General features: G+C 63.4%; 19 protein-coding genes and 1 tRNA gene. 11 read left to right on the top strand and 9 right to left on the bottom strand.

What is annotated here, in order from left to right:
* Positions 1 to 150: 150 nt before the first annotated feature.
* Together trxA and LB533_RS02610 are read right to left on the bottom strand one after the other, a co-directional pair.
* Positions 151 to 1,143, bottom strand: a complete 993-nt coding sequence (gene trxA, locus LB533_RS02615) for a thioredoxin (RefSeq protein WP_140639512.1) — start codon at positions 1,141 to 1,143, stop codon at positions 151 to 153.
* A 78-nt stretch (positions 1,144 to 1,221) separates the two neighbouring features.
* Positions 1,222 to 1,719, bottom strand: coding sequence for a prolyl-tRNA synthetase associated domain-containing protein (locus LB533_RS02610; RefSeq protein ID WP_140639513.1), 498 nt, complete (start codon positions 1,717 to 1,719; stop codon positions 1,222 to 1,224).
* Positions 1,720 to 1,936: 217 nt separating this feature from the next.
* On the opposite strand from LB533_RS02610, the gene LB533_RS02605 reads away from it, so the two are divergent.
* Positions 1,937 to 2,011 (top strand) — tRNA-Gly (locus LB533_RS02605).
* 246 nt (positions 2,012 to 2,257) lie between these two features.
* Here LB533_RS02605 and pcaF read toward each other — a convergent pair.
* The 3 genes from pcaF to LB533_RS02590 are packed head-to-tail and all read right to left on the bottom strand — an operon-like array spanning position 2,258 to position 4,857.
* Entirely contained in the window at positions 2,258 to 3,466 is a 1,209-nt protein-coding gene (gene pcaF / locus LB533_RS02600) for a 3-oxoadipyl-CoA thiolase (RefSeq protein WP_140639514.1), read from the bottom strand.
* Entirely contained in the window at positions 3,467 to 4,138 is a 672-nt protein-coding gene (locus LB533_RS02595; RefSeq protein WP_140639515.1) for a 3-oxoacid CoA-transferase subunit B, read from the bottom strand.
* The gene (locus LB533_RS02590) at positions 4,135 to 4,857 is read right to left on the bottom strand and encodes a 3-oxoacid CoA-transferase subunit A (protein ID WP_224676568.1); all 723 of its coding nucleotides are present in this window, start codon (positions 4,855 to 4,857) and stop codon (positions 4,135 to 4,137) included. The genes LB533_RS02595 and LB533_RS02590 overlap by 4 nt, the downstream gene beginning before the upstream one ends.
* Before the next feature lie 122 nt (positions 4,858 to 4,979).
* On the opposite strand from LB533_RS02590, the gene LB533_RS02585 reads away from it, so the two are divergent.
* Positions 4,980 to 5,741 (top strand): IclR family transcriptional regulator C-terminal domain-containing protein, encoded by a 762-nt coding sequence (locus LB533_RS02585; RefSeq protein WP_140639517.1) that lies wholly within the window; start codon positions 4,980 to 4,982, stop codon positions 5,739 to 5,741.
* A gap of 366 nt (positions 5,742 to 6,107) precedes the next feature.
* Here LB533_RS02585 and LB533_RS02580 read toward each other — a convergent pair whose 3' ends face one another.
* Positions 6,108 to 6,950: an IclR family transcriptional regulator gene (locus tag LB533_RS02580; RefSeq protein WP_140639519.1), complete on the bottom strand. Its 843-nt coding sequence runs from the start codon at positions 6,948 to 6,950 to the stop codon at positions 6,108 to 6,110.
* Positions 6,951 to 7,247: 297 nt separating this feature from the next.
* On the opposite strand from LB533_RS02580, the gene LB533_RS02575 reads away from it, so the two are divergent.
* From LB533_RS02575 to LB533_RS02540, 8 genes are all read left to right on the top strand, one after another.
* Positions 7,248 to 8,795 carry an aldehyde dehydrogenase family protein gene (locus LB533_RS02575; RefSeq protein ID WP_140639520.1) on the top strand — a complete coding sequence of 516 codons (1,548 nt, stop codon included), beginning with the start codon at positions 7,248 to 7,250 and terminating at the stop codon, positions 8,793 to 8,795.
* 86 nt (positions 8,796 to 8,881) lie between these two features.
* Positions 8,882 to 10,180: an aspartate aminotransferase family protein gene (locus LB533_RS02570; RefSeq protein WP_224556338.1), complete on the top strand. Its 1,299-nt coding sequence runs from the start codon at positions 8,882 to 8,884 to the stop codon at positions 10,178 to 10,180.
* A 62-nt stretch (positions 10,181 to 10,242) separates the two neighbouring features.
* A complete protein-coding gene (locus LB533_RS02565; protein ID WP_140639522.1) occupies positions 10,243 to 11,412 on the top strand; it encodes an NAD(P)/FAD-dependent oxidoreductase in 1,170 nt (389 codons plus the stop codon).
* 39 nt (positions 11,413 to 11,451) lie between these two features.
* Positions 11,452 to 12,213, top strand: coding sequence for an amino acid ABC transporter ATP-binding protein (locus tag LB533_RS02560; RefSeq protein ID WP_140639523.1), 762 nt, complete (start codon positions 11,452 to 11,454; stop codon positions 12,211 to 12,213).
* Positions 12,210 to 12,854 carry an amino acid ABC transporter permease gene (locus LB533_RS02555; protein WP_224676567.1) on the top strand — a complete coding sequence of 215 codons (645 nt, stop codon included), beginning with the start codon at positions 12,210 to 12,212 and terminating at the stop codon, positions 12,852 to 12,854. Before LB533_RS02560 ends, LB533_RS02555 begins: the two co-directional genes overlap by 4 nt.
* Positions 12,851 to 13,510, top strand: a complete 660-nt coding sequence (locus LB533_RS02550) for an amino acid ABC transporter permease (RefSeq protein WP_140639525.1) — start codon at positions 12,851 to 12,853, stop codon at positions 13,508 to 13,510. The genes LB533_RS02555 and LB533_RS02550 overlap by 4 nt, the downstream gene beginning before the upstream one ends.
* A gap of 38 nt (positions 13,511 to 13,548) precedes the next feature.
* Positions 13,549 to 14,364 (top strand): substrate-binding periplasmic protein, encoded by an 816-nt coding sequence (locus tag LB533_RS02545; protein WP_181169345.1) that lies wholly within the window; start codon positions 13,549 to 13,551, stop codon positions 14,362 to 14,364.
* A 524-nt stretch (positions 14,365 to 14,888) separates the two neighbouring features.
* Positions 14,889 to 15,452, top strand: a complete 564-nt coding sequence (locus tag LB533_RS02540; RefSeq protein WP_140639527.1) for a type 1 glutamine amidotransferase domain-containing protein — start codon at positions 14,889 to 14,891, stop codon at positions 15,450 to 15,452.
* A gap of 50 nt (positions 15,453 to 15,502) precedes the next feature.
* On the opposite strand, the gene LB533_RS02535 is transcribed toward LB533_RS02540, so the two are convergent.
* Entirely contained in the window at positions 15,503 to 16,300 is a 798-nt protein-coding gene (locus LB533_RS02535; RefSeq protein WP_140639528.1) for a SapC family protein, read from the bottom strand.
* 498 nt (positions 16,301 to 16,798) lie between these two features.
* Between LB533_RS02535 and LB533_RS02530 the strand changes: the two genes are divergently transcribed.
* A complete protein-coding gene (locus LB533_RS02530) occupies positions 16,799 to 17,074 on the top strand; it encodes a DUF6916 family protein (RefSeq protein WP_140639530.1) in 276 nt (91 codons plus the stop codon).
* 120 nt (positions 17,075 to 17,194) lie between these two features.
* Here LB533_RS02530 and LB533_RS02525 read toward each other — a convergent pair whose 3' ends face one another.
* Positions 17,195 to 17,737, bottom strand: coding sequence for a GNAT family N-acetyltransferase (locus tag LB533_RS02525; RefSeq protein WP_224556336.1), 543 nt, complete (start codon positions 17,735 to 17,737; stop codon positions 17,195 to 17,197).
* An 11-nt stretch (positions 17,738 to 17,748) separates the two neighbouring features.
* The gene (locus LB533_RS02520) at positions 17,749 to 19,068 is read right to left on the bottom strand and encodes a hypothetical protein (protein ID WP_140639532.1); all 1,320 of its coding nucleotides are present in this window, start codon (positions 19,066 to 19,068) and stop codon (positions 17,749 to 17,751) included.
* Positions 19,069 to 19,079: the final 11 nt, after the last annotated feature.

Here is a 19,079-nt window from a genome sequence, read left to right as displayed (position 1 = left end):
ATCGCTTCGCCCGGGAAGCGCGTCCATGCCGCGATCCGCCTGCCGCCGCCCGGGTTGTTGGCTTCCCGAGGGAAAGGCGGGCCGGATTCGTCCTATCTGGCGCGGCTGGCGCCGGGTGCAAGCCCCGCGCGACCATTCGGCCGCGCCGGCTCAGGAAAACAGCAGCGACGACAATTTGCGCCGCGCGGCAAGCGTCGCCTCGTCGGTCATGCCCCAGGCCTCGAAGAAGCGCAGCAATTGCGCCCTGGCGCCGTCCTCGTTCCAGCCGCGGTCAGCCTTGATGATGGCCAGGAGATTGTCGGCGGCCGCGTGGCGCTCGCCCCTGGCGTTCTGGACCATGGCCAGATCGAAGCGGGCCTGATGGTCGCCGGGATTCTCGGCCAGGCGGCGCTCGAACTCCGCCGGGTTGCCGAGTTCGGACGCTTGCGCGGCCAGTGTCATCCTGGCGCGCAGCGCGGCCAGCGGCGGCGCATCGGCCTTGGCCTCCGGCGCCCGCGCCAGCATTGCCTCGGCGCCTTCGGTATCACCAGCCTCGAACAGCAACTCGCCCAGCCCCGCTATCGCCTCGATCGTCTCCGGCGCCTGCTCGAGCACGGCGTCATAGATGTCGGCCGCCGTCTGCACGTCGCCCGCCGCGCGCGCCTCGGCCGCCGCCGCCAGCGCCTCGGTCACATCGGGGGCGCCATTGCCCTTGCCGCCGACCTTGTCGATGAACTGGGCGATCTGGCTCTCGGGGATGGCGCCCATGAAGCCGTCGACCGGCTGGCCGTCCTTGAAGGCGATGACCGCGGGAATGGACTGGATGCCGAGCTGGCCGGCGATCGAGGGATGGTCGTCGATGTTCATCTTGACCAGCTTGACCTTGCCGCCGGCGGCGCGGACTGCCTTTTCCAGTTGCGGCGTCAGCTGCTTGCACGGCCCGCACCACGGCGCCCAGAAATCCACCAGCACCGGCTGGCGGCGCGATTCCTGGATGACATCGGCGGCAAAGGCCGCGGTGGTCGTATCCTTGATGACGTCGCCGGCGGGCGCGGCGCCGGCCGCGGGTTTTTGCGGTTCCGCGCCGCCGCCATACTGCACCGTCGTCGCATACTGGCCGCTGCTGTTGCCAAAGGAGCCGCCAAACGGATTGTTGTCACTCATGTCGTCGCCCTTTCGGTGGCGCCAGCGGATCGGCGCACTGTCCTTGGTTGGAAACCGGTTTCGCCATCCATGTGGCGATCATGCCGAGACTTTCAAGATAGCAGCATCGTGCCCGGTTGCCTCGACGAATCTGACGAGGTCGCCCGATGCGATCGACGTCGTCGCCTCATTGGTCAGCGGGTGCGCGTTGATCACCGCATGCCGCATCAGCGCCTCGTCGAGCACGACCTTGACCCTGTGCTGCGTGTCGTTGATCAGGCCAAACACCGTGACTGCGCCCGGGGCGACGCCCAGAAGCTCCATCAGCATCTCCGGCTTGCCGAAGGAAACGCGGCCGGCGGCGCCGATCACATGATGGATCTGCTTCAGGTCGACGACAGCGTCCTCGCCGACCGTGACCAGGAAGAAGGCGTCCTTCTTGTCCTTCAGGAACAGGTTCTTGGTGTGGCCGCCGGCGATTTCGCCGCGCAGCGCCTGCGAATCGGCGACCGTATAGAGCGGCGGATGGCGTTTCGTCGAAACGGCGATGCCGAGTTCGGCAAGAAAGGCAAAGAGCTCGGCTTCGGTCCTGGGCATGGGGTTCTCGTCTTCGGCTGGTTTCCAGCCATGCCGTTTACGGCCAATGACAGGGTCGAGACAAGACCGCCGCGCGACGCGGCGCCGAATCCTTCCGCCTGTCGACTGCGGCCCCGCCGGCCTCGTCCGGCGCAATGAAAAAAGCCTGCGATTTCCCTGTTGCAATCGCCGCGCTCTTCAGCCATATAGGCCCGGCTTGCGGCCCAAAGCCGCGCGAGCGGGTGTAGCTCAGGGGTAGAGCACAACCTTGCCAAGGTTGGGGTCGAGCGTTCGAATCGCTTCACCCGCTCCAGTTTCCTTCCAAGGGAATCAAGCAATTAAAAGAAAAGCGCCGCCTAGTGCGGCGCTTCTTTTTTTGCCCGTAGGTCATAGATATCTCCCATGACTTGGCAAGCCAGGGCACGATCTTTGTCGGTTCGCCATAGCTCTGGTCTGTTAGCGAATCGACAAGCTGACAAACGTCAACCGATCCATACCCGTAGTTGCTTTCTTGCGAATCGATGCAATCCGCCTGACTCGGACTGTCGCACCATCTCCGCTACGCACTGCCCAGAGCGATCGCGATACCCTGTCCGACACCGATGCACATCGTCGCCAGGGCCAGTCGTGCTTTTCGGGACCGCAACTCAAGCGCGGCAGTGCCGGTGATGCGAATGCCCGACATCCCAAGCGGGTGCCCGAGCGCGATCGCTCCGCCGTTCGGATTCACATGCTCCGCGTCCTCGGGGATCCCGAGTTCGCGGAGCACGGCGATGCCTTGGGAGGCAAATGCTTCATTCAGCTCGATGATGTCGAAGTCCGAAGGCGCGATGCCGAGGCGCGCGCAAAGCTTGCGTGTTGCCGGAGCCGGGCCTATCCCCATGATCCGTGGGGCAACCCCGGCCGTCGCGACGCCCAGAATCCGGGCGATCGGTGTGAGCCCGAATGCCTTGACGGAAGCTTCGGACGCGATGATCAGCGCTGCCGCTCCGTCGTTCACGCCAGAAGCGTTGCCCGCGGTGACGGTGCCGCCTTCCTTTTTGAACGGCGCTGGAAGCTTGGCGAGCGACTCGGTTGTCGTTCCGGCGCGTGGATGTTCGTCGCGATCGACCACGATCGCAGCGCCTTTGCGCTGGGGTACGATCACCGGAGTGATCTCCAGCGCCAGCCGGCCATTTTCCTGAGCGGCGGCGGTCCTGGCCTGGCTGCGTGCCGCGAATCTATCCTGATCGGCGCGGCTGACCTTGAAGGCTTCCGCAATGTTTTCGCCCGTCTCCGGCATCGAATCGACGCCATACTGCTTCTTCATCAATGGATTGACGAAGCGCCAACCGATCGTGGTGTCGTAGATCTCGGCGTTGCGCGAGAACGCCTCGCCCGCCTTCGGAAGCACGAACGGCGCGCGGCTCATGGATTCGACGCCACCGGCGATGATCAGGTCGGCTTCGCCGGCCTTGATGGCCCGTGCGGCGATGCCCACGGCGTCCATTCCAGAACCGCACAGGCGGTTGACCGTGCTGCCGGGGACTTCGATCGGCAGTCCCGCCAACAGCGATGACATGCGCGCGACATTGCGGTTGTCCTCTCCTGCCTGGTTGGCGCAGCCAAAGATGACCTCATCCACTGCGAACCAGTCCAGGCCTGGATTGCGTTGCTGCAGCGCTCTCAGCGGCACTGCGCCGAGATCGTCGGCCCGGACCGAGGACAGCGAACCGCCAAACCTGCCGATCGGGGTGCGGATGAAGTCGCAGATGAAGGCCTCAGTCATTCAGAGCTCCGGTGCCGTCAAGGATTTGATTTCACCATCGACCTTAAGCTCTGCGCCCGTCAGCGCCTGCAATTCATCGAAGCCCAGCGCAAGCAGCTTCTCGCGCAGCACGAAACGACAATCGATGATGTCTATGACCGCCAGGCTCGTGTAGACCCTCGTCACGCAGTGCACGCCGGTCAGGGGAAGGCTGCAGGCTTTCACCAGTTTCGGACGACCGTCCTTGGTGACGTGATCGGTGATGACGGCCACGCGTTTTGCTCCGTGCACCAGATCCATGGCACCACCGACCGCTGGTATGCCCTTGGGTCCTGTGCTCCAGTTCGCGAGGTCACCGGTCTCGGCCACCTCGTAGGCGCCGAGAATGGCGACGTCGAGGTGTTCGCCACGCACCATCGCGAAACTGTCGGCATGGTGGAAGAACGAAGCGCCCGGATTGAGCGTGACCGCCTTCTTGCCCGCATTGATCAGATCCCAGTCCTCGTCGCCTGCCGCCGGGGCCTCGCCAAAATTGAGGATGCCGTTTTCGGTGTGGAAGATGGCCCGACGCCCAGGCGGCTGAAAGCTCGCCACCATCTCGGGAAAGCCTATGCCGAGGTTCACATAAGCGCCGTCCTCAATGTCCTGCGCGGCGCGCCATGCAATCTGCGCGTTGGTCAGCTTGACAGTCATGCGTATGCGACCCCTTGGCGGATAAGCGCCTCTTCCTGCATCGGATTCGAGACCTCGATCACCTGGTCCACGAAGATCCCGGGCGTCACGACCATCTCGGGATCAATCGCACCGGGCTGGACGATCCGGCGCGCCTGAACGACGGTCGTGCGCGCGGCCATCGCCATCAGCGGCGAGAAGTTGCGTGCCGCCTTCCTGTAGGTGAGGTTGCCATGATGGTCGGCAAGTTCCGCCTTGATGAGGGTCACATCCGCCTTTAGCCAACGTTCCTGCACATAGTGGCGCCCCTCGAACTCGGCCACAGGCTTGCCGGCCGCGAGATCGGTCCCGTAGCTCGTCGGCGTGTAGAAAGCCGGGATGCCCGCGCCACCGGCGCGGATTCGTTCGGCCAGGGTCCCCTGTGGAACCAGTTCGAGCGCGATTTCCCCGGCGAGGTACCGCTCGGTGAATGCCCGCGGATCGGACGAGCGCGGGAACGAGCAGATCATCTTGGCGACCATGCCACCGTCGATCATGGCGGCGATGCCGATCCCTCCGTTCCCTGCATTGTTGTTGACGATCGTAAGGTTTTTCGGGGCGCCGGTAGCGCGAAAGTGGTCAATCAGTGCGTGGATCAGCTCTATCGGAGCACCTGCGCCGCCGAAGCCGCCGATCATGACGGTCATGCCGTCTTCGACGACTGCCACTGCTTCCGCGAGGCTCGCGATTGTCTTGTCCACGTAACCAGCCTTTCCGGCACCAAGATCGATTTCGCCGCCACACGTATCGGCAGATGAGATCTTTCGGCAAGCTGGCTTGTGCGATATCATTCATTTGTTGACATATCGCACAAGGTGAATGGATGCCCATTTCCGAACGGGACACGATGGGTGGCTTAGCCAAGGGATTGTCTGTCATAGAGACGTTCACGGTGGAACGGCCACGGCAGTCGATCACGGACGTCGCGAATGCATCGGGTCTCGACAGGGCGACGGCCAGGCGCTGTCTCCTTACGCTTTCCCATCTCGGCTACGCCGACTACGACGGAAAGTTCTTCACGCTCACTCCGCGCGTATTGAGGCTCGGGACCGCCTGTCTGGCAACCATGCCGCTGCCGCATCTGGTGCAGCCTTTGCTGGATGGCCTTTCGGAGCGGCTCGGCGAAAGCTCGTCCGTCTCGATTCTGGACGGCACCGACGTCGTCTATGTCGCGCGCGCCGCGCAGCGAAAGGTGATGTCGATCGCGCTGATGCCCGGCTCGCGGCTTCCGGCGTACTGCACGTCCATGGGGCGCGTGCTCCTGGCAGCCATGCCTCCGGAACGCGCTGCACATCTTCTATCTTCCCATGCCCTGCCGGCGCGGACTGCTCACACCTTGACCGATCCCGACACCATCCTTGCGGAGTTGGGGCGGGTGCGGACGCAAGGGTTCGCGTTGATCGATCAGGAGGTCGAGCTCGGATTGCGCTCGATCGCCGTGCCGTTGATGACCGTGCGCGGGACAGTGATCGCAGCCGTGAACGTCGGCGTTGCGGCGACACAGGTGGGTGTCAGCAATCTCGTTCCGCTCTACCTGGAGCCGTTGCGCGCGCTTCAAGCTGAACTGCGGGCAGTGTTACGTTAGGGCGCAGCCACAGAGGGAACTAGCGTCCAAGTCGCTCGAGATAGGAGAGCATGTTCCCACCCATGATCTTGTCGATGCCCGCTTCATCGTAGCCGCGGCGGGCGAGCTCATGGAAGATCAAGGTCGCGGATCACGCCGAACACATCCGCGAGAAGGCGGTCCCAGCGCCTGCAGCCTTGGGCGCGAGGCGATATTCTATCCGGGCAGCAAACCCTGAACGCAATGGGCGAGGCCTTCAACCCCGAGGATTTCCATCGAGTGGTTTTCGGAGGGGTGGAGCCGGACATTCGCCGCCGTCGAGACGGAGATCGCGAAACTACATTCTCGGCTCAAGGCGCGACGGTTCTTCGCGCAGTGACCGGCCTCTTACGCACCGCCCTGTCGCTGATCCGCTGCGGCATTCTTTGTGGCCATAGCCGATCCGTTGTAGGCCTGCATCTGCGCCAGCTTCGCCATGCGCTGCGCGGCCTCTGCGAGCGCCGCGCAATGCTGTTTGAAGTTTTGCTCTATGATCTGACCGTAGGGTCCCGTAAGTCCCACCGCGTATATAACCTCACCGCTCGTCGGCCTTATCGGAAATGCGATCGAGCCCAGGCCCGGAACATGCTCGGCCAGGTCCATGGCGTAACCCTGCTCCCGAACCTCGGCCAATTCCCTGGTCAACTCCGCGATCTTCGTTTTCGTCCGATCGGTATAGCTGCGCAGCTCCATCGCCAGGATCCTCTTCACGGTCTCCTGCGGATGAAACGCAAGGATCGCCTTGGCGGAAGCGGTCGCATTTACAGGCATGGCCATGCCCGGCATGACATAGGTCCGGACCGGAGTGTCGGGCGCGACGCAGGTGACCGAGCGCACTTCGGTACCGTCGAACTTCGACAGGAACGCCGACTGGCCGGTGCGGTCGGCCAAATCCTGAAGCGGTCGCTGCGCGAGCGTCGTCAGCCAGCCGCTATCCGGAGACATCTGTAGCAGCTGCAGCAAGCGATCGCCGAGACGGTATGTCCGATTGCGAACGCTCTCGGCGGTGATCATCCCGCTTTCGATCAAGGCATGCAGCAGCCTGTTGATCGTGGTTTTGGGCAATCCAAGCGTCGTTTCGAGTTCGATCGCCGTCAGGCCATGCTCGAACGGCGCGACCGTCTCCATGATCGAGATGTAGCGCTCGAGGGGGCTGTCCTTGGCGCTCGGCTTCTTCGACTTCGTATTCAAGGGCACCTACGCCGATCTGACAATTGCAACTGCAAGAAGGTTATCGTTCAAAACAGACTTGAGGGGCAAGGTCGGCCCCTTGTTATTCCGCCGCGCCTTGAGTCCGAGGGGCTCCGTAGAACAGCCGAACGGCCGCACGCCCTCGGTTGTCGGGCTCCCGTTAGTAACCCCGAATCCGAAATGTCCTCACGAGTAATTCCGAAATTCGGTATTATCCCCATTTTATGGTCCCCTCGGTTGACTCGCAAGCCAAATCCTGATTATCGGACTAAATACCGATTTTCGGAGGAACTTGAAATGGCTGAACTCCCGCGTGTGACCTACTCGAACATCGGAGTGGATTTTTCCCCGGTTCACGTTCACCTCGACGCAATGATCCCGGATTTCGAGAAGAACACACTGGGTCGCGAGTGGTCGACGCCGTTTGCGACTGGCGCTCGGAAAGAGATCCTGAGCCCTATCGACAAGAAGATCTCTCTCGGCAAGTTCCCGGTTTCAACCCCGTCAGACGTCAAGTCGGCGATCCAGGCTGCCCGAGCCGGGGCGAAGGCCTGGAACCGTTCGACGCTGGACGATCGCCTTGCATTCGGCGCTCGCTGGCGAGAGGCGCTGGCGGAGCGGAAGTATGACCTTGGTTTGGCGGCGCTCTACGAGATCGGAAAGTCCCGCATCGAGGCAGTCGGCGAAGCCGAGGAATGCCTCGACATGGTCGAGTACTATGCGTCGGAGATGAAGGCGAACAACGGGTTCGTCCGGCCGATGAACGTGTTGGTCGAAAACGAGACCGCTACCAGCGTCATGAAGCCCTATGGCGTCTTCGCGGTCATCGCGCCTTTCAACTTTCCGCTCGCCTTGTCGATCGGCATGGTCTCGGGTGCGCTGTTGACAGGCAATGCGGTGGTCTACAAGCCGTCGCCGGGTTGCGCACTGACCGGACTGCTCATCGCTGAAACTCTCCACGCAGCGGGATTGCCCGAAGGTGTTTTCAACATCGTGCTCGGCGATGGAGAGGTGGGGCGCCTTCTTGCCACCGACAACGGCATCGATGGAGTTGCATTCACGGGCTCCCATAAGACCGGCATGAGCATCTTCCGTCATATGGCAACGCTGCCCCACATGAAGCCTGTCATCGCCGAAATGGGTGGCAAGAACCCCGCCTACGTAACCAGCAAGGCCGACCTCGACCGCGCGGCGCAAGGGGTAGCGCGCTCCGCTTTCGGCCTGCAAGGCCAGAAGTGCTCCGCATGCTCGGTCGTGTATGTCGACGAGAAGGTCAAGGCGGAATTCATCGAGAAGCTGGTAGCATTCGCCGGAAAGCTGGTGGTCGGAGATCCTCGCAAGGCCGAGACCTTTATGGGCCCTGTCTATGGCGACGCCACAGTCGCCCGTTTCCAGGCCGCGCTATCGGAAGTCGAGGGCAAAGGCAAGGTACATTTTGGGGGCGCCGCCCTGGGCCAGGGCTTTGCGGACAACTACGTCCTGCCGACGGTCGTCGAACTTGATGGTCCAGGCCGGCTGACCCGCGACGAACTCTTCATGCCTTTCGTGGTCGTCCGCGGTTTCGATAGTCTCGATGCCGCGATCGAAGAGGGCAACGACGTCGCCTACGGACTATCCGCCGGCATCTTTACCAACGACCAGAAAGAGTTGCGCCACTTCCTCGACACCGCCGAAGCAGGGGTTCTCTACGCCAACCGTGCGAGCGGCGCGACGACGGGTGCATGGCCAGGCGCGCAGCCATTCTGCGGCTGGAAGGGCACCGGGGTCAGCGGCAAGGGCGGTCTCGGCTCCTGGTTCCTGCCACAGTACCTGCGCGAGCAGAGCCACACGATCATGACCAGGTGATCGAAAGAGGTCGCGCCCTTCGTCGCGGCCATCCAGGGCTGTCTCCTTCATCGGTTTACAAGATTATGCGCCACTATCCAGATTCAATGCCGAAATCCCGCGAGATGTTCGAACGGGCCCGCAAGGTCATGCCGGGAGGGAACACCCGGACAACGGTCTTCATCGACCCGTTTCCGATCTATGCCCAGCGCGGCGAGGGCTGCCGCGTCTGGGACGTCGATGGAAACGTCTACTACGACTGCATCAACAATTTCACGGCCATGATCCATGGCTACGGCCATCCCGCCGTCACGGCGGCGGTGGTGGACCAGATCTCCCTGGGATCGGCTTTCGGAGCGCCCACCGAGAGCGAACTTGATCTTGCTGAACTGTTGGTGGAGCGCCTCCCGTCGGTCGAGCAGGTTCGCTTCGCCAACTCCGGCACGGAAGGCGTCATGATGGCGATCAAGGCGGCTCGGGCGTTCACCGAGCGACCGAAGATCGTCAAGATCGAAGGTGCCTACCATGGCTCCTACGACTTCGCGGAAGTCAGCCTGGACAGCTCGCCCGCCAACTGGGGCGACATGCCTGCCTCCACGGCATACGCGAAAGGCACGCCGAAGGGCGTTCTCGATGATGTCATCGCGGTACCGTTCAACGATGCGGAGGCGCTGCGCGCCGTCTTCGACGCGCATGGCGACACGATAGCGGGTGTTCTGATCGACCCGATGCCGAACCGCGCCGGACTTATCCCCGCGCGGAAGGATTATCTCGACGCGATGATCGAGATCGCTCATGCCGCCGGCTCGCTGGTAATCTTCGACGAGGTGATCTCGCTCCGCCTTGGTTATTCGGGAGCGCAGGGCCTGTGGGGCATCACGCCCGATCTGACGGCTCTCGGCAAGATCATCGGCGGAGGCTTCCCGGTCGGCGCCGTCGGCGGCCGCGCCGACGTGATGGCGGTGTTCGATCCAACGCGAGGCAAGCCTGCATTGCCGCATGGCGGCACCTTCACCGCGAACCCGGTGACGATGCGAGCCGGTCTGGCGGCGATGCGCGCGTTGACCCCGGCCAGCTTCGCGCATCTGGACGCTATCGGCAGCCTGCTTCGCGAGGGCATCACGGCCTCGCTTGTGCGCCACGGCCTCAACGGGCAGTGCGTCGGTCTGGGCTCGCTCTTCAAAGTCCATTTCACGGCGTTGCCGATCACGGACTATCGGTCAGTCTATCCGGGTGCGTCCGAACGCACGAAGCTCGACCTGTTCCACAAGGGTCTGCTCGACCGCGGCGTGCTTTCGGCGAGTTATGGGCTCTTCGCGCTTTCCACCTCGATGACCGAGGAAGACGCACGCGAGATCCTTTCCGCAATCGACGGCGCCTTCGCAGCAATCGCGGCGAAGCGATGACGTAGCGCGTCCGGCGCCGGATCCATCCGGCACGGGACGACGCAGCAACAGATGGAAGTCACATGACAGCTTCTCCTCACGTCGTCGTCATCGGTGCGGGCACCCTCGGCATGTGCTCTGCGCACGCGCTCGCGGAACAGGGCGCTCGCGTCACCGTCATCGACGCACAATCCATTGCGTCAGGATCCAGCGGCCGCTCGGTCGGGGTCGTTGGCACACAGCTGACGGATCCGTTCGAGATCCAGCTGCGCATGCAATCCGTGCAGCGCATCCGCCGGTGGCAGGAGCGCCTCGGTCTCGGCTTCAACCATATCGGCTACCTGCGTCTGGCACGCACCTCCGAGCAGATGGAACTGTTCGCCCGATCGGTGGAGATCCAGCGCGATGCCGGCTTCAGATCCAGGGTCTACCAGGCGAACGAGCTTCAGCAACTCGTGCCGCACTTGAGTTCAGATGGGCTCGAAGGCGGCATCTTCGGGCCGGACGACGGCTTCCTCGATCCCCACGAAATGTGCACGTTGCTGGCGCAAGAGGTGAAGAAGCTCGGTTCCGAGGTTGTCCAGTTCCGCAAGCTGCTTGGTGTTGCGCGGACATCCGGTGGCTATCGGTTGGACACCAGCAAGGGTCCGATCGGCTGCGACTTCGTCGTGAATGCGGCAGGCGCCTGGGCACCACGCGTTGCCGAGATGCTTGGACAGACGCTTCACATCCACCCCGAGCGCCACGAGGCGCTGACAATCCACCTGGATGCGCCGCTCCCCTACACAATGCCGATGGTCATGGATCTGGTGAACGGGCAGGGCACCGGACTCAACTTTCGGCACGAGAAAGCGAGCGAGCTCATCGCCGAGATACACAAGGTAAGTTCGCCGTCGCCCGAGGATCCGGACAATTACAACGAGCAGTGCGAGGAAGGGTCCAAGGTCATGCTGGCCGAGATGCTGATCGAGCGCCTGCCTGATCTGCCGGGCGCCCGGCTCGGCCGGGGCTGGGCAGGGCTTTACCCTGTCACCGCCGACCACCGTCCCTATGTCGGACCAGTCGATCAGTCCGAGCCCGGTCTGATCACCGCGGCCGGTGCGGGCGGCTATGGGATCCAGCTCGCGCCGGTGATTGGCCTGATCGTCGCAGACTGGGTGCTCAAGGGCTCTCCCGCATCGATCCCAGGCACCGAGAGTCTCGCTCCAACTCCGGAAAGAAACGTTCCCGCCGCACATACTGCGGCGGCCTGACCAGTAGGACACCGGCGTTAGCGCAAGGACAAAGAAGCCATGCCCGAGGCAGAAAACATCGTCCGCATCAAGAACATCAACGTGATCTATGGCGGCCATCACGCCGTGAGGAACGTCTCGCTCGACATCACGCGCGGCGAGGTCGTGGCGATCGTCGGACCCAGCGGCGCGGGGAAGAGCACGCTGCTGCGTGCGATCAACATGCTCGAACAACCGTCATCCGGTACCCTCGAAGTGGGCGCCATCCGGTTTTCGGTCGACCGCAATCTGTCCGCCGGAGAGCTGTTGAGGCTCCGACGTTCCACCGGGATGGTTTTCCAGTCCTTCAACCTGTTTCCGCACATGACCGTGCAGCGCAACATTTCGCTGCCGCAGATGCGGGTTCTGGGGCGCACCAGGGAGCAGGCGGACGCGCGCACCGCCCAATTGCTCGAACGCGTACACCTGACGGACAAGGCGCACTCCTACCCGGCGCGCCTGTCGGGTGGCCAGCAGCAGCGTATCGCGATCGCGCGCGCCTTGGCTCTTGACCCCAAGGTGATGCTCTTCGACGAACCCACGAGCGCCCTGGATCCCGAACTCGGGCTCGAGGTGTTGGCCGTGATGCGCGAGCTCGCCCAGGAAGGCATGACAATGATCATCGTCACGCACGAGATCGCCTTTGCCGCAGATGTCGCCGACCGCGTGATCGTCATGGCCAATGGAGAGATCATCGAGCAGGGCCCGCCTGATGCCGTGATCCGCAACCCGTCGTCGCCCCGCACGCGGCAGTTCTTCCGTGCCGTGGTCGATCGCAGATGATCGACCTGCTGATTTCACTGCTCAGAGGCGTTCCGGCCACGCTGCTGGTGACCTTCGGCGCTTTCGTAATCGGGGCCATCGCAGCCGTGCCGCTGGTGCTGATGCGACGGTCCCGGTGGCTCCTGCTAAGCACGCCGGCGCGCATATACATCGACGTTGTCCGAGGAATCCCACCGATCGTCTGGCTGTTCATTATCTTCTTCGGATTGGGCAGCGGAGTGATCGTTCTCAGTTCTTATCAGGCTGCCATCCTGGGTATGGGGCTGGTATCAACGGCCTATCTCGCTGAAATCTATAGGGGTGGCTTCCTGGCCCTCGCGAAGGGCCAGCGGGAGGCATCCACGGCGCTCGGTATGACGCGCCTGGATACGCTGCGCTACATCCTGGCGCCGCAGGTCCTGCGCGTCTCGGTCCCGCCCATGGCGACCTTCCTCGTCAGCCTGCTCAAAGACACGACCGTGGCCTCCACGATCGGTGTCCGCGACGTGATGATGTACGCATCGCAGCAGGCTCAAGGCGGAGGCGGCAGTTTCATGCCGTTCATTTTCGCAGCGCTTCTCTACAACGTGCTGTCGATACCCGTTGTCGTGTTGGCACGCGCCATGGACGAGCGGCTGCGCTCAAGAGGGCAAGCGAAATGAGCGAGACGCTGGCTAACTGGCTGGACTGGTCCCCCCAGCTTTTCCAAGGAGTTATTGTCAGTCTCCAGTTGGCGGGCCTGGCGCTGCTGTTCGGATTGCCTATCGGCCTCGTTCTTGCGCTTGCCTCCTCCTCTGGAAACAGGCTCGTCCGCTATTTCGCGGTGGTACTGGTCGAGATCGGGCGCGGTGCGCCTGCGCTCGTCGTCCTGCAGATGGTCTACTATGGATTGCCTGCTTCCGGGATGACCGTAAGTGCCTTCACCTCTGGCGTGATTGCGTTGGCGCTAACGACAGGCGCCTACACCAGCGAGATCCTTCGGGCCGGTCTGAACGCGGTTCCGCATTGTGAGATCGAGGCGGGCTTGGCGCTCGGCATGACCCGCCGGGACATCCTGCGCTTCGTGGTGATCCCCCAGGGAATCCTGTTCGCAATACCCGCATTGATGGGCTTTGCCATTCTCATCTTCCAGGCGACGGCCCTTACATACACGATCGCCATCCCCGAACTTCTGGCGCGCGCCTATCGCGTGGGTGCGGCCACCTACCTCTACCTCGATGTCCTGATCTTGGCGGGCCTGTTCTATCTCGCCATCACCGTCCCGTTCGGGTGGCTGGTCTCGTACACCGAACGTAGGCTGGGCAGCCATCTCGGCTGACCTGCAATCAAAAACCATCAATGTCAGAGGAGAGCAAAGTGAAAAATTGGAGTAAGATTATCTCGGCCGCAGCCATTGCCACGGCCTTGGGTGCCAGCGTCGCGTCCGCACAGGATTGCAAGCCGCAGCATGCTTTTGAAACCGTGTCGGCGGGCAAACTCACCGTCGCGCTCACCAACACCGCTCCGTATTCGCTCGAAAAAGACAGCGGCATCGCTGGTATCGACGGCGATCTCGTGAAGCGTTTTGCCAAGGAGAATTGCCTGGAGATCGCGTATGAGATCTTCACATATCCAGGTGCGGTTTCCGCAGTTCAGTCGCGGCGCGCGGACATCGCGCTTGGCGGCTTCTATCGTACCGCCGCCCGCGCCAAGGTCGTCGCTCTGTCCACGCCGGTCTATCTCGACCAACTGTCCGTCACCTCGACCAACGGCATTGATACCGTCGATGGTCTGCTGGGCAAGAAGGTCGGCACCGTGGAAGGATATCTGTGGGTCCAGGACATGGAGAAGCTCTACGAAGGCTCCAAGACCTATCCATCGTCGCTGAATCTCGCTCAGGACCTTCATGCCGGCCGTATCGAGGCGGCGCTCGACGGCTTCGGCTCCGCTGTCATTCAGAACGAAGGGCAGAACTACAAGGTGCATGTCCTGAAGCCGGATCCGCGCATCGATGCGACCATGAACCCGTCGCAGACCGCCTTCCTGTTGGACAAGAGCAATGAGGGCTTCGTTAAGGCGGTTGACGCTTCGCTCGATGTCTACCGCAAGAACGGCGCTATCGCCGAAGCGCTCAAGGCTTACGGGCTGGATCCGTCGGCCGCAGATGTCGGTGAAGCCCGCGTCATCGAGTAAGCCGCTGGTATGAAGGGCCGCTCCGCCTGCGCCCCCCGCTCTAGGAAGAAAACCGGGTGCGGCGGGCGGCCTGTACATTTGCTGCGCGGCTGCCATCCGCGAGCGGAATCTCATCGCGGCGCGGGTGACGGTCGAGTTCCACTCGAGCGGCAGGCGGTTGACGGCTCCCGCAAGCCTGCTTCCTCGCAACGTGGCGACGAGGCCTGCCAGTACCGGTAATAGGCTGACCGGCTCACGCCAGCCAGCCCGGACGCCATCATCGACTGGATGACCGCGTAGATGTCGTCCCGCGAGGCGCGCCGCTACGCTGGTGCGCTTTCCCGACGTGCCGCAAGGCTTCTTGAAAAAAAATCGAGGTCGGCCGCCTGCTGTCCGACGAGACGCTCCAGTTCGCCGATCCGAGCCAATGCCTTCGAGAACTCGTCAAGTGCACCACAGACCCCTCCGGTCACATAAGGTTACAGCGAGGAACGGCACCGGTTCAGGCTCGTTACCCTGCATCCAATCCAACCATGGAGAAAACGATGCAGGATATTTCCGGCAAGCGCGTCGCCATCCTTGCGACGAACGGGTTTGAACAGTCCGAGCTTGAGGTGCCGCTGAACAAGCTGCGCCAAGCCGGCGCCGAGGTCGAAATCGTGTCGCTCGAAAGCGGCAAGATCAAGGGCTGGGACCACAAGGATTGGGGCCGCGACGTTCCGGTCGACAAGACTTTGGACGAGGCCCGGGCCGATGCTTACGATGCGATCGTTCTGCCCGGCGGCGTCATCAATCCCGACCTGTTGCGGGTCGAGCGCAAGGCGCTGGATTTCATCAGTTCGTTCTGGTCGGCCAACAAGGTCGTCGGCGCGATCTGCCATGCGCCCTGGCTCCTGGTCGAGACCGGGATCATCAAAGCCCGCCGCGTCACATCCTACAAGTCGGTCAAGACCGACGTGATCAATGCCGGCGGCCTGTGGCAAGACAGCGAGGTCGTCACCGACCAGGGGCTGGTCACCAGCCGCAATCCCGGCGATCTCGATGCTTTCTGCGACAAGCTCGCTGAGGAGATCAGGGAAGGGCGGCACGACAGGCGGGCCGCGGCTTAGCACCGAACTTGTTCACCAGCCGCGCCGCGAAGGATCTCGGCGTGGGTTGTTCAGGCGCTCTTCGCCCTCTCCGCCTTGCGCAGCGACGCCTGATGCACCAGCGACGTCCAGCTGTTGGTCGAGGCAAGGTGGCAGTAGAGCAGGCTGAGCGCGCCGGATTTCCTCAGGTCGAGGAAGGCCTCGTCGCTCAATTTGTTGAAGGCGGCCTCGTCGATCACCTGGAAATCGGTGAGGTTCAGGACCTCGCCTCCTTCCAGTGTCACCTTGCTCTGGCGCGGCGCGAACAGGGTATGCGCGTCGATCTTGTCGACCATCTCGCGGGTCGCCCTGAAGTCGATCTGGAACTGGTTGCAGAAGGCGAGCGCCTGCTTCGTCGCCTCCGTCGCCTCGTTGCCGCTGAAGAACGGCAGCACCTTGTCGTCGCGGAACGGCGCCAGCGGCTGGTCGATGACGCGCTCGCTCGCCCGGTCGACGCACAGCGTCAGCCGGCCGGGCTGCTTGGGATCGTCGGCGAGAATGAAGGGATAGCGGCGGACATAGGCGGGGATATAGTGCGGCCCGGCCCAGTTGCCGTCGGGGTCGACGAACAGGTTCTCGTCCTGGCGCAGGCCGGTGATGATGACGGGCGCCTTGGCTGCGCCGATGAAAACGATCGGGTAGGAGCGCATCGCCGCCGGCATTTCCGAGGCCACCACCGGGATGGCATGCGCCGAGCGGGCGAAGGAGAAGTCGCTGCGCGCCGTCAGGCCGAGCGAGCCGTGCCGCGCCGGATTGAGCGCCTCGGGCCTGGAATAGAACAGCGGCAAGGCCTCGCCCGCCGTTTCCGTCTTCGCGCCGCTGTCAGCCATGTGTCCGTTTTCCTCCTCGCGCCGGCCGACCGGGCGGGCCCGTCCAGCATTGAATTCCCAAAGCGGGATCTGTTCTTGTTGCGCCGGTCTTGCTTCGAAGCAACCCCGGGCAGGGACAAAGTACTACAGCGTCGACGGCGCGCATAAAAGGACACGCGCTGCTGTATTTTGGCCTTTGCGCCCTAATCGCCTTGCGGGGCGCCCGCAACCATGCGGTCCCTGGAGCGGTTCACCGTTCGCGGAAACGGCGAGCCGCTCTATCTCCTTGTTTTTGCGCAATTCCCCAGGAAAAGCACTGCGCGTTTTTCCCAGGAAAACCGAACACTTTTCCTGAAATTGCTCTATGGACAGCTTGCCGCGAAGCGGCGACAGTGGCCTCGCATGGGAAAATTCCGGGAGCCGTAGCGGTCTTGCGTCCGGAAATTGCGAGGAAATGAGGAGCCGGAGCGGGGCTGCCCTTGGCCGCCCGCTCCAGCAAGCGCTTTGAGGCGGGGTGGCATGGCGTCGGCATCGGATTTCGAACAGGCGGTCGGGCAGGCATTCACCGTCGAGGCCGGCGGCAGGCGGATCGCGCTCGAATTGAGCGCCGTCAACCGCATCGCCTCCAGCCCGCGCCCGGGCGGCGGTTTCTCGCTGCTGTTCAAGGGTCCGCGCGAAACCGCGCTGCCGCAGGCGACTTACCGCTTCGCCGGCAACGGCGGCACCCACGATATCTTCATCGTGCCTGTGGCCGCCGACGCGACGGGGCGGCTTTATGAGGCGGTGTTCAATTAGGAAGCAAGCGTGAGCGCAGCAGCGGTGCGGTTTGTGAGACGCTGGCGCGAAGGGATCGATACCGAACAAGCACCGCCGAATTGTGGGACGACCGGAACAGGAAGCGGATGGCGTCCCCGTTCACCTACTGTCCGCGCCACCCCGCGGCGGCGCGCACGCCATCAGGTCGTAGACGCCCTTGTCCTCGACCACCGCGAAGCCGAGCTCGAGATATAGCCGCCTGGCCGGATTGTTCTTCTCGACATGGATCGATGCCGATTTGCCCGATGACCATGCCTCGTCGATGAGGTCGCGCAGCAGTGCGGCGCCATGGCCCTTGCGGCGATGGGCCGGCAGCAAGGCGATGTCGATGATGCGATGCTGGCTCGGCCAGCGCTCGATGTAGAGGCGGCCTATGGGCTGTCCGGCCCGCTCCACCACCAGCCAGTCGGCCTCGGGATAATGCTTGCGGTAATGCGCGTGCTGCGCCTGGAACTGCATGTCGAGGAAGGCGGCTTTCTGCGCCTCGCTCCAGTCTGTCACGGCAAGTTCTTCGATACGGGTCGAGGCGTAGAGCCGCGCCAGGAACGGCATGTCGGCCTCCGCGGCGGGGCGGAAAGTGAGGCCAACCTGCCGCGACCGGGGCCAGGCCGGGGGCCGCTGCGCCTGTTTCGCTTCTGTCACGCTGCCTGACGTCACACCGGCGGCGTCAGGTCGCGCACCACGGCAATCTGCTTGAGGTTGCTGGTGGCCAGCGCCGTCCAGGTCCACTCCCATTCCGAACTGTCCATGGCCATCTGACTGATGGTCCACAGACCATTCGTGCCGTCGTTCTGGATCATCATCGAGAACAAGGCAAGACGGCCATCGGCATTGTAGTCGAGCGACAGGCGGGTGTTGGCGCCGGAGGCGCTGAAATCGCGCCATCCCGACCAGTTCTGGGTTGTGGCGTCGTGTTGGGCGTTGAAGGAGTGAACATGCTGCTGGTCGGAGGCGACCAGCACGATGTCGCCATCGCCCTGCATGCCGGCGCAGAGCGTATACCTGGGAACCCTGCTGTAGCCGGGCGTCGCCCAGGCCGTCCAGGTGTCGGAGCCGGCCGGCAATTGCTTGGTGTGCAGGACCTGGCCCTGCTGCGTCATGGCAAAGAGATTGGTGGCGCCCAGCGGACCGACAATCGGCGCCATTTCCGTGAACGGGTAGCCGGCGTCGATCTGCACCCATGGCGTCCAGTCGGCGACCGTCCGCGCCTGCGCCTTGGCCTGCTGGCAGCGATAGAGATGGAGAGCGGAGTTGATGCCGAACAGCGCGATGCGGCCGTCTGCCTGGCGCAGCGCGGTGATCGCCACAAGCTGGCCGGTCAGCTGGATCCAGGCGCTCCACGGCTGGGCGGGCGGCCTGAGCTCGTCGACGGTCACGATAATCGGTGTCGTCGTGCCGGGCGGGGTTATGGTCTTCTGCACTTGAACAATCACATCCGGGTTCTGGTAGATCCACCAGACGCGGCCCAGATTGTCGGTGAGGAAGATCTCAATGCGGCCGTCGGCATCGCGCGCCATGCACAGCTTCTGGTAGCTGGCGGCTCCGGGCGGAGCGCCGATGCCGACCGGCGCGGTCCACTTGTCGATCGGGCCGATCTGGTTGGCATCCTCGGTGATGAAGGACAGGCTGGTGGTGCCCGACGGCTGCGCAACCACGGCGACGCGACCGTCCTTGGTGAGGCCCGCGGTCATGATCACCCAGGCGCCGGGCGCGATGACAGACCAGGCCGACGGCCATGGTCCGTTCGGCGAGGTCTGCGCCTTCTGGATCAGTTGTCCCTTGGCGGAATCGATGCCGACCACCATCAGCCGCGACAGCTCGAAAAAGGACCCGCCGGCGGGCATGTGCTGGTAGGCGGGGGTGTCAGGCCGTCGCGAGCGGGCGCCTTCGCGGGCTTTGGAAGCCGTCCTCGGCGCGGCGGCCGACGCCTTGGCCGCAGGGGCTTTCGATTTTGGTTCTGCTGTCTTGGCCATGATATCGGTCC

The organism is Mesorhizobium sp. BR1-1-13, from assembly GCF_020165515.1.
Classification (GTDB): Bacteria; Pseudomonadota; Alphaproteobacteria; order Rhizobiales; family Rhizobiaceae; genus Mesorhizobium.
Note: the sequence above shows the minus strand (reverse complement) of the source record. Positions and strands in the feature narration are given on the sequence as shown.